This window comes from Streptomyces sp. adm13(2018), from assembly GCF_008042145.1.
GTDB lineage: Bacteria > Actinomycetota > Actinomycetes > Streptomycetales > Streptomycetaceae > Streptomyces.
This window is the reverse complement of record NZ_RDBH01000136.1, coordinates 5,894-16,276: the sequence shown is the minus strand read 5'-3', so window position 1 is coordinate 16,276 and position 10,383 is coordinate 5,894. Positions and strand designations below refer to the sequence as shown.

Here is a 10,383-nt window from a genome sequence, read left to right as displayed (position 1 = left end):
CCGCCGCACCCCTCCCGCGCTCCCTGCCCCTCACGTCCCGCCGCCACATCGACCTGCTCCGGGTCTGCAGCGCGGCGAGTCACGGACACCGCCGGACGGTCCACCCCGCCGGCTGAGGGACTGTTCGCCGAGGGGGCGCCGCCCCCGCGGGCGCAGCGTCGCGCCCCACTCCTCCTCTTCCCGTACCTCTGCCGCCTCCGGGCCCCGCGGGGCCGGTGCCGTCGCGCCGCCGCGACCGGCGCCGCGCCGCGCGCCGCCCGGACCCGGCACCGAGCACCCTCAAGGGAGAAGCATGTCCGTCGTCCCGTCCTCGCTGCTGCCCGCCTCCGCCGTGCCCGCCTTCCGCGGCCGGATCGGCCGCGACGTCCACAGCGGCCACTACGCGGTGCCGCACCGCTACCGCCTCCACGTCGCCCCCTACGACCCCGACTGTCTGAGCATCGTCCTGACCCACAGCCTGCTCGGACTCGACGACACGCTCCCGCTGTCCGTCCTGCCCGAGACCCCCGACACGCCCGACGGCGGGTACACCGCCCTCCGCCCGCTGTACGAGGCGAGCGCCCACCTCTACGAGGGGCCCGCCGCGGCGCCCGTCCTCAGCGACGGATGGACCGGGCGGATCGTCAGCACGCACGTCCCCGACATCCTGCGGGACCTCGCCCTCCGCTTCCGCGGCGACGGCCCCGAACTGCTCCCGGAGCACCACCGCGACGAGATCGAGGCGATCGCCGACCTCTGCGAGCGCAGCGTCAACCGGGCCGCCCAGCGCGCCGGTGAACTCGGACTCGACGGCGACGCCGCCCACCAGGACCCCCTCACCGTCCTCTTCGCGGCCCTCGCCGCACTGGAACGGCGCCTCGCCCGCCACCCTTACGTGCTCGGCGACGCGCCCACCGCGGCCGACGTCCACGTCTGGGTCACCCTCGTCCAGCTCGACACCGTCCACCGCTGGCACCTCGACGCCGCCGCCATGGACCGGGTCGCCGGACACCCGGCCCTCTGGTCCTACGCCCGACGCCTCGCGGCCCGCCCCGAGTTCGCCCGCCGTCTCGACATCGACGGCATCCTCCGCCGCCACCGCACCCACTGCCGCGGCCGCGAGGCCGCCGGCGCGGGCATCCGCCTCGTCGACTGGTCCGGCCCGACCGGCTGACGCCCGCCGCGCCGACGGGGACACGCGACGGAGGGCGCGCCGGCACCACCGCACCCCGGCCGCCCGCCGTACCGGAGCACCGCCCTCGGCCGCCTGCCGCACCGGGACCACGGCACCCCGGCCGCCCGGCCCGGCTCGGCCGCAGTGGTGGCCGGCCGGCGGGCCACGGCCCCGGTTCAGCCGATGCGGTGGCCCGCCAGCGGGCCCGTGTCGTCGCCCGCCCCCGTGCGGACCCCGCGCAGGAACTCCTCCAGCACCTCCACGGCACCGTGCGACGGCTCCCACTCCAGCTGCTCACGGGCCCGCTCCGTGGCGAGCAGCGGCATGTGCCGCATGGCGTCGAAGAGATCGGGCGACGCCGGGGCGAGCCTCAGGCGCCAGGCCGCCGACAGGGCGCCCCGCACCGCGCCCGCCGGCACCCGCACCGGCTTCGCGTCGAACAGCTCGCCCAGGACCCGGCCGTCGATCACCGGATCCGCGGCCAGGTTGAACGCGCCGCGGACGTCCCGCAGCAGCGCCCGCCGGTACGCGTCGGCCGCGTCGTCCGTGTGCAGCACCTGGAGCCGGAGCCCGTCGAACTCCGGGAGCAGCGGCAGCAGATCGGGCCGCATCAGCTGCCCCGGGAAGAAGCGTCCGGCGAAGATCCGCCGCTGCCCGCTGGCCGATTCCTCCTTGAAGAGGAACGCCGGGCGCATCCGTACCACGCGGGTCTGCGGATGGTCCCGCTCGAAGGTGTCGAGGACCCGCTCCAGATAGGCCTTCTCCCGCGTGTACGCGGCGCCGGGCCAGCCGTGCGTCGGCCAGGCCTCGGACACCGGGGCGCCGTCGGCCGGCCCGGGGGAGTACGCCCCCACCGAGGAGGCGTGCACCAGGACCGGCACCCGCGCCGCCGCGACCGCGTCGAACACGCGCACCGAGCCCAGGACGTTGGTCCGCCAGGTCTCCACCGGATCGTGGGTCGGCCCGAACCGCCAGGCCAGGTGGACCACGGCGTCCGCGTCGGCGAGGTGCCGCGCGAGCAGCGGCTCGTCGCCCTCCCGCGACAGGTCCGTCTCCGCCCACTCCACCCCCGGCAGGTCGAGGCGCGGCCGTCGCCGTGCCAGGCCTAGGACCGAGCCGACGCGCGGATCGCGCGCCAGGAGCCGTACCAGGCTGGTGCCCACGTTGCCGGTGGCGCCGGTGACGACCACCCGCGCGATGTCGCTCGTGTTCATGTCTCCGACCCTCCGCCATCCGGGCCGGAACCGCACTCCGGGGACGTCCCGCCGCCCTCCCCGTCACGGAGCGTGTCCGTGTCGGTCGCGGCGGTGGCCGACGACCGGGACGATGGAGCGACTCGGGAGAGCGACTCAGGAGAAGGAGGACACCATGCTGCTGCCCGACCGGAACACGGTCGACCGGCTGCTCCGGCACTACCGTGCCCAGGAGCGGACCGTGCTGGACAGGCCGTGCGACCTGTCGGCGCGCCGGCGCTTCGAGGACACGGCGTACACCCTCTGCGTACTGATGGGGGAGCGGACCGCCCGGGAGGCCGCCGACGCCGCCGAGCGCTACGTGGCGGGCGGCAGTCCGGCTCCGCGCCAGGCCCTGGAGGGCCTCCCGGGAGCCTGACCGGATCAATGGTCAGGAATCGAGAAGCGGCCGCATTCGGCCGCCGCTAGCGTGGCTGCCACGGACCCCGCGGTACCGCCGCCGTCGCTCGGGACGCACCGCGCCGGTCCGTCAGACGGCCCCGCGCGACAGCTGGAGAGACGATGAGCAAGGCCCCCAGGGCGGACAAGCAGCCGCACCCGGCCGACCGGCACGACCTGATCCGGGTGCACGGCGCGCGGGAGAACAACCTCAAGGACGTCAGCATCGAGATCCCGAAGCGCCGGCTCACCGTCTTCACCGGCGTCTCCGGCTCGGGCAAGAGCTCGCTCGTCTTCGACACCATCGCCGCCGAGTCCCAGCGGCTGATCAACGAGACGTACAGCGCCTTCGTCCAGGGCTTCATGCCGACCCAGGCGCGGCCCGAGGTCGACGTGCTCGACGGTCTGACGACGGCGATCATCGTCGACCAGCAGCGGATGGGCGCCGACCCCCGCTCCACCGTCGGCACCGCCACCGACGCCAACGCGATGCTCCGCATCCTCTTCAGCCGCCTCGGCAAGCCGCACATCGGCCCGCCCAGCGCCTACGCCTTCAACGTCCCCTCGGTCAAGGCCAGCGGCGCCATCACGGTCGAGCGCGGCGACAAGAAGACCGTCCGGGCCACCTTCAACCGCACCGGCGGCATGTGCCCGCACTGCGAGGGCCGCGGCACGGTCTCCGACATCGACCTCACCCAGCTGTACGACGATTCCAAGTCGCTCGACGACGGCGCGCTATCCATCCCCGGCTACACCCCGGGTGGCTGGAACTACCGCCTCTACACCGAGTCCGGCCTCGTCGACCCGGCCAAGCCCATCCGCCGGTACACGAAGAAGGAACTCCAGGCCTTCCTCCACCACGAGCCCACCCGCATGAAGATCGCGGGCATCAACATGACGTACGAGGGGCTCGTCCCCCGGATCCAGAAGTCCTTCCTGGCCAAGGACAAGGAGGGCATGCAGCCCCACATCCGGGCGTTCGTGGACCGGGCCGTCACCTTCACCACCTGTCCCGAGTGCGGCGGCACCCGCCTCGCCGAGGGCGCCAGGGCGTCCAAGATCAAGCGGATCAGCATCGCCGACGCCTGCGCCATGCAGATCAGCGACCTCGCCCAGTGGGTCCGGGGCATCAAGGAGCCCTCGGTCGCGCCCCTGCTCACCGCGCTCCAGCTGACCCTCGACTCGTTCGTGGAGATCGGTCTCGGCTACCTCTCGCTCGACCGGTCCGCCGGCACGCTGTCGGGTGGCGAGGCGCAGCGCGTGAAGATGATCCGCCACCTCGGATCCTCGCTCACCGACGTCACGTACGTCTTCGACGAGCCCACCGTCGGACTGCACCCCCACGACATCCAGCGGATGAACGAACTGCTCCTGCAACTGCGCGACAAGGGCAACACCGTGCTCGTGGTGGAGCACAAGCCGGAGACCATCGCGATCGCCGACCACGTCGTCGACCTCGGCCCCGGCGCCGGCACGGCGGGCGGCACCGTCTGCTTCGAGGGCACGGTGGACGGGCTGCGCTCCGGCGACACCGTCACCGGCCGGCACTTCGACGACCGGGCGTCCGTGAAGGACTCCGTGCGGAAGCCCACCGGCACCCTGGAGATCCGGGGCGCGTCGACGCACAACCTGCGCGACGTCGACGTCGACGTCCCGCTCGGGGTCCTCGCCGTCGTCACCGGTGTCGCCGGCTCCGGGAAGAGCTCGCTGGTGCACGGCTCGATCCCCGCGAGCGACGACGTGGTGTCGATCGACCAGAGCCCCATCCGCGGCTCGCGGCGCAGCAACCCGGCGACGTACACCGGACTCCTCGACCCGATCCGCAAGGCCTTCGCCAAGGCCAACGGCGTGAAGCCGGCGCTGTTCAGCGCGAACTCCGAGGGCGCCTGCCCCACCTGTAACGGCGCGGGCGTGATCTACACCGACCTCGGCATGATGGCCGGTGTCTCCTCGACCTGCGAGGACTGCGAGGGCAAGCGGTTCCAGGCCTCGGTCCTGGAGTACCTCCTCGGCGGCCGCGACATCAGCGAGGTCCTCGCGATGCCCGTGTCCGAGGCCGTGGAGTTCTTCGGCTCGGGCGAGGCGAGCACCCCGGCCGCCCAGCGGATCCTCGCGCGCCTCGCGGACGTCGGACTCGGCTACCTGAGCCTCGGCCAGCCCCTCACCACGCTCTCGGGCGGCGAGCGCCAGCGGCTGAAGCTGGCCACGAACATGGCCGAGAAGGGCGGGATCTACATCCTCGACGAGCCGACCACCGGGCTGCACCTCGCCGACGTCGAGCAGCTGCTCGGCCTGCTCGACCGGCTCGTGGACTCCGGCAAGTCCGTCATCGTCGTCGAGCACCACCAGGCGGTCATGGCCCATGCCGACTGGATCATCGACCTCGGCCCCGGCGCCGGCCACGACGGCGGCACGATCGTGTTCGAGGGCACTCCGGCGGACCTCGTGGCCGCCCGGTCCACGCTCACGGGCGAACACCTCGCGGCGTACGTGGGCGCCTGACGGGCGACCACCGAACGGCCCGGGGCCCCCGTCGCGCCGACGGGGGCCCAGGGCCACTTCGCTGATCAGCCAGTCCGTCAATGAGTCCAGTCGACAAGGCCACCAGTCGACAAGGCGGTCATTCGGTCCGCCGGTCCGCCCGGCGCCGCCGGCTCCACAGGAGCAGGGCCGCCGCGCAGGCCGAACCCACCAGCGCCAGCGGGAAGCCGGCCGACGCGCCCGAAGGCTGCGTGCCGCCCTCCGGGTCCCCGGCGGGCGCCGCCACCGCCACCGCCTCGGCCCCGGCCCGGGGCGCCCGCTCATCCGGGGACGCCGGGCGGTCCTCACGGGCCACCGACACCGGCCGGGTCCCCGCGGTGGCCACCGCCTTCGGCTGCTCGGGGAGCAGCGAGCCCACCGGCCGGACCCGGTCCGCCGCCGCGAAGCCCCAGTCGAGGAGCTCGCGCGCCTCCTCGTACACGGCGAGACCGCCGCCGCCCTGCGGGTTCATCACCGACACCACGAGCGTCCGGTCGCCGCGCCGGGCCGCCGAGATCAGGGTGTTGCCCGCGTTGCTCGTGTAGCCGTTCTTGATGCCGATGAGCCCCGGGTAGCGGGCGACGCCGTCCGCCCCGGTCAGCAGACGGTTGGTGTTGGCGATGCCGTACGACCAGGTGCCCGCCGGGAAGTCGGCGTACGCCGTCGAGCAGTACCGGGTGAACGCCGGGTCCTGGAGCCCGGCCCTGCCGAACACCGCCAGGTCGTACGCGGAGGACACCTGCCCCGGCGCGTCGTACCCGTCGGGGGACACCACATGGGTGTCCAGGGCACCCAGCGACCTGGCCTTCTCCTGCATCCGCCGGGACATCGACTCCCAGCCGCCGTTCATCGCGGCCAGGACGTGCACCGCGTCGTTCCCGGAGCTGAGGAACACGCCGTTCCACAGGTCCGACACCTTGTACGTGTACCCCTCCTTCACCCCGACGAGGCTGCTGCCGTCCCCGATCCCGGTCAGCTCGGCATCGGCCACGGTGTGCTGCTCGGAGGGCTGGTGGCCGGGGAGCGCCGTCAGGGCGAACAGGGCCTTGAGGGTGCTGGCCGGCGGCAGCTTCCGGTGCGCGTTCCGCGCGGCGAGCACCTCGCCCGTGGACACGTCCGCGACCACCCACGACAGCGCGGAGAGCGAGGGCGCGGCCGGCGCGCCCGGCAGCGGCTGCACCTGCGTGCCCTTGCGGTCCAGCCGGGCCCGGTCGACCGGCCGGCGGCCGGGCGGCGTGGGCTCCCGGAGGGTGCTGCCCGGCGACCGGAGCGACGCCGGGACCACCGCGGAGGCCGCACCCGGAGCGGCGGTCGCGGGGGACATGAAGGCCGTGGTCGAGGTGGCGGCCGCGACCGAGGGGGCGGCGGACGCCGCGGCCGACGGAGCGGGCAGCACGAGCAGCATCGCCGCGGTACCGGCGGCAGCATGACGGACAGCTGACATGACGATCATTCAGTCACCGTAGGGAGGGGGTGCCGCGCCCGCAGATCGGAGTGCGCCGACCGGGGGAGGGGGTGTGGCGGACGGCGGCGCGTCGTGCGCCCGCACGGGTGGCGTCCCCCGCCGTGGCCGGGTGCCGGCGGGGCAGGGCATGCTGGTGATGTGGCCTCACCATCCCGTCCCAGCAACGCCGTTCCGGCCGAGAGCGCCGGAGCGCCCACCGCCGAACCGGCCTCCCGGCCCGTCCCGGCACCCGCCGGGCCCCCGGCGGCTCCCGGCGGTCCCTTCGGGGCGCCCGCCTTCCGTACCGAGCGGCAGCCGGCGGCGATCGCCACCGGGCACATGATCGTCTGCGGGGACGACGCTCTCGCCCACCGCTTGGCGGGCGAGCTGCACGAGGTGTACGGGGAGCACGTCACCCTCCTCGTCCCGGTACGGCCCGACGCCCCGCGCACCCCCGCCGCCCGCACCGGACGGGCGCTGGCCCTCTTCGGACGGGTCACGGCTGCCGTCATCCGCACCACGGGCGCCCCCGGCACCACCGCTCCGCAGGGGACCGGCGCCGCCGGCGAACCCGCCGGCGCGCTGCACGTCGTCGAGTCGTCCGAGGCCGACGACCGGGCCCTGACGGACGCCGGAGTGGAGCGGGCCGCCGCCCTCGCCCTCGTCCACGAGGACGACGAGACCAACATCCGGGCGGCCCTCACCGCCCGCCGCCTCAACCCCCGGTTGCGCCTGGTCATCCGGCTCTACAACCGCAAGCTCGGGCAGCACCTCGAAACCCTCCTCGACCAGGCCGCCGCCGTCGCGGAGCCGGGCCTCGACCCCCAGGAGCGCGACGCCGCCACCACCGTCCTCTCCGACGTGGACACCGCCGCCCCCGGCCTCGCCGCGGCCGCCGTCGCCGGGACCAGCAAGGTGGTCCAGGCCGGCGGGCTCCTCCTGCACGCCGTGGAGCGGCTGCCCGCCCCCGGGGCGGCCCCCGACCCCGGACTGTGCACGCTGGCCCTGCTCTCCGCCACCACCGGCGACCCGGCGGGCTGCGAGGGCTCCGAGCGGAGCGGTGACGCCGGTCCCCGGCTCCTGCCGGACGACCGCACGGTGGCCGCCGCCACCGGCCGCGCCGCCGTCACCCTCGAAGCGGTCACCGCCGCCGGCCCGCCGCCCGCCGCCGCCCGGCTCGCCGCGTCCGCGCTGCCGGTCGCCTCGCTCTTCTCCCGCCGGCTCAGATGGTCGCTCGCCGGGGCGGCCGCCGCCGTCCTCGCGCTCGCCCTGGCCTCCACGTTCACCACCGGCGACCATCCGCTGCACGCCGCCTATCTGACGCTCCTCGACATCTTCGCCATCGGCGACCCGGCGGTGGGGGAGTCCACCAGCCGTCAGGTCCTCCAGATCCTCGCCGGGTTCGTCGGGCTGCTCCTGCTGCCGGTGATCGTGGCCGCCCTCATCGAGGGCCTCGGCACCTTCCGCACGGCCACCGCCCTGCGCCGCCCGCCGCGCGGCCTCTCCGGGCACGTCGTCCTCCTGGGCCTCGGCAAGGTCGGCACCCGGGTCCTCGCCCGGCTCCGCCGCCTCGACATCCCCGTGGTCTGCGTGGAGTCCGACCCGGAGGCCCGCGGCATCGCGGTCGCCCGGCGGCTGCGCGTCCCCACCGTCATCGGCGACGTCACGGAGGAGGGCGTCCTGGAGGCGGCCCGCATCGACCGTGCCCACGCCCTGCTCGCCCTGACCAGCGTCGACATCACCAACCTGGAGGCCGCGCTCTCCGCCCGCGCCGTCAGCCCCGGCCTCCGGGTCGTCCTGCGCCTGTACGACGACGACTTCGCCACGGCCGTCTTCCGCACCCTCCGGACCGCCCACCCGGCCGCCCTCACCCGCAGCCGCAGCGTCTCCCACCTCGCCGCACCGGCCTTCGCCGGGGCCATGGTGGGCCGTCAGGTGCTCGGTGCCGTACCCGTCGAGCGGCGCGTCCTCCTCTTCGCCGCGGTGGACGTCGCCGACCACCCCCTCCTGGAGGGGCTGACGGTCGCCGAGTCCTTCCACCCGGGCAAGTGGCGGGTCATCGCCCTGGACGGCGTGGGCGCCAAGCCCGGTGCGGGCGGGGCCTGGCGTCTGGAACCCGACCGCGTCCTGAAACCGGAGGACCGGGTCGTCGTGGCGGCCACCCGCCGGGGCCTGGCCGAACTCCTGGGCCGCCGCGGCCCGCGGTGCGACCCCCCACCGCCGGTCAACCCCGCACGGACGGGACGGGGTTGACCTAGGATGCGGCTTCACCGACCGCCCGACCCCGGCACACCGTCCGGGGGCGGCCTCGTGGGGCGTACGCCCGGCGGGCCGTGAAGGCGCTGCTCACCAGGGTCCGGAGGCGGCGGTGGTCGGCGCCGTCCGCGGTGATCATGCCCGGCGGGATCGACGGCATGGCGGTCCTCGGCCACGACGCCCTCCGGGACTTCCTCGCCCACCCCGACGTGGCCAAGGGCCCCCAGCACTTCACCGCACTCGCCGAGGGCCGCATACCCGACGGCTGGCCGCTGCGCACCTTCGCCACCGTGCCGGGCATGATCACCGCGGACGGCGCCGACCACCGCCGCCTCCGGACCCTGGTGAGCAGCGCCTTCACGGCCCGCCGGGTGGAACTGCTCCGCCCGCGCGTGGAGGCGGTCACCGCCGGTCTCCTCGACGGGCTCGCCGAAGCGGCCGCCGCGGGCGACGGCGTCGCCGACCTGCGCCGCCACTACGCCCTTCCGCTGCCGCTCGGCGTCATCTGCGAACTCCTGGGCGTCGACCCCGCCCACCAGGACCAACTGCACCAGCTTTCCGGCCTGGTCGTCGCGACCGACACCACGCCCGCGCAGGCGGTCGCCGCCAACCGCGACCTCGTCGCGCTCCTCGCCGCCATCGCCGCCGACAAGGCCGCGGCCCCCGGCGACGACCTCACGAGCGCGCTCCTCGCCGCCCGGGACGAGGGCGGCGACCGGCTGGACCAGGCCGAGTTGATCGGCACCCTGCTCCTGCTGATCGTCGCCGGGCACGAGACCACCCTGAACCTGCTCACCAACGCGGTCCGGGCCCTCTGCACCCACCGCGACCAGCTCGCCCTGGTCGTCGAGGGGCACGCGAGCTGGGCGGACGTAGTGGAGGAGACGCTCCGCTGGGACAGCCCCGTCAGCTACTTCCCGTTCCGCTACCCCACCCGCGACCTGACGGTCGACGGCACGCGGATCCCGCAGGGCACGCCCGTCCTGGCCGGCTACTCGGCGGCGGGCCGCGACCCCGCGGCCCACGGCCCGGACGCCGACCGCTTCGACGTGACGCGCACGGCGACGGTGAAGCACCTGTCGCTCGGGCACGGCCCCCACTACTGCCTGGGCGCCCCGCTCGCCCGGATGGAGGCCACCCTCGCCCTGGAGGCGCTCTTCACCCGCTTCCCGGACCTGGACCTGGCCGTCCCGGACTCCGAGCTGCCCCGCCACGCCGGCTTCGTCGGCAACAGCGTCAGAACCCTCCCGGTCSGACCGGGAGGGTGACGGCCCGCCAGGCTACGGCCATGTGGGAGACGGTCCGGCAGCCACGGGCCGGCGGGAAGCACTGCTACCCGCCGCCCCGCCCCGCTCAGCCCGCCCTCCCCCACACCACAC

The 10,383-nt window shown here is 75.0% G+C and carries 7 protein-coding genes; 5 read left to right on the top strand and 2 right to left on the bottom strand.

The window, feature by feature from the left end; translation table 11 throughout:
* Positions 1-292 precede the first annotated feature (292 nt).
* The gene (locus EAO70_RS26915) at positions 293-1,153 is read left to right on the top strand and encodes a glutathione S-transferase C-terminal domain-containing protein (RefSeq protein WP_148005501.1); all 861 of its coding nucleotides are present in this window, start codon (positions 293-295) and stop codon (positions 1,151-1,153) included.
* Positions 1,154-1,329: 176 nt separating this feature from the next.
* On the opposite strand, the gene EAO70_RS26910 is transcribed toward EAO70_RS26915, so the two are convergent.
* Positions 1,330-2,367, bottom strand: coding sequence for an NAD-dependent epimerase/dehydratase family protein (locus tag EAO70_RS26910; protein WP_148005500.1), 1,038 nt, complete (start codon positions 2,365-2,367; stop codon positions 1,330-1,332).
* 154 nt (positions 2,368-2,521) lie between these two features.
* On the opposite strand from EAO70_RS26910, the gene EAO70_RS26905 reads away from it, so the two are divergent.
* On the top strand, positions 2,522-2,764 hold the full coding sequence (locus EAO70_RS26905) for a DUF5133 domain-containing protein (protein WP_148005499.1): 243 nt from the start codon (positions 2,522-2,524) through the stop codon (positions 2,762-2,764).
* Between the two features lie 143 nt (positions 2,765-2,907).
* Positions 2,908-5,286, top strand: coding sequence for an ATP-binding cassette domain-containing protein (locus EAO70_RS26900; protein WP_148005498.1), 2,379 nt, complete (start codon positions 2,908-2,910; stop codon positions 5,284-5,286).
* Between the two features lie 118 nt (positions 5,287-5,404).
* On the opposite strand, the gene EAO70_RS26895 is transcribed toward EAO70_RS26900, so the two are convergent.
* Positions 5,405-6,757: a D-alanyl-D-alanine carboxypeptidase family protein gene (locus EAO70_RS26895; protein ID WP_148005497.1), complete on the bottom strand. Its 1,353-nt coding sequence runs from the start codon at positions 6,755-6,757 to the stop codon at positions 5,405-5,407.
* A gap of 330 nt (positions 6,758-7,087) precedes the next feature.
* Between EAO70_RS26895 and EAO70_RS26890 the strand changes: the two genes are divergently transcribed.
* Positions 7,088-9,001, top strand: coding sequence for an NAD-binding protein (locus EAO70_RS26890; protein ID WP_148005504.1), 1,914 nt, complete (start codon positions 7,088-7,090; stop codon positions 8,999-9,001).
* Positions 9,002-9,141: 140 nt separating this feature from the next.
* Entirely contained in the window at positions 9,142-10,272 is a 1,131-nt protein-coding gene (locus EAO70_RS26885; RefSeq protein WP_148005496.1) for a cytochrome P450 family protein, read from the top strand.
* Positions 10,273-10,383: the final 111 nt, after the last annotated feature.

Coding starts and splice junctions, on each gene's coding strand:
- EAO70_RS26915 (WP_148005501.1), top strand. CDS start 293: ATGTCCGTCGTCCCGTCCTCGCTGCTGCCCGCCTCCGCCGTGCCCGCC.
- EAO70_RS26910 (WP_148005500.1), bottom strand. CDS start 2,367: ATGAACACGAGCGACATCGCGCGGGTGGTCGTCACCGGCGCCACCGGC.
- EAO70_RS26905 (WP_148005499.1), top strand. CDS start 2,522: ATGCTGCTGCCCGACCGGAACACGGTCGACCGGCTGCTCCGGCACTAC.
- EAO70_RS26900 (WP_148005498.1), top strand. CDS start 2,908: ATGAGCAAGGCCCCCAGGGCGGACAAGCAGCCGCACCCGGCCGACCGG.
- EAO70_RS26895 (WP_148005497.1), bottom strand. CDS start 6,757: ATGATCGTCATGTCAGCTGTCCGTCATGCTGCCGCCGGTACCGCGGCG.
- EAO70_RS26890 (WP_148005504.1), top strand. CDS start 7,088: ATGATCGTCTGCGGGGACGACGCTCTCGCCCACCGCTTGGCGGGCGAG.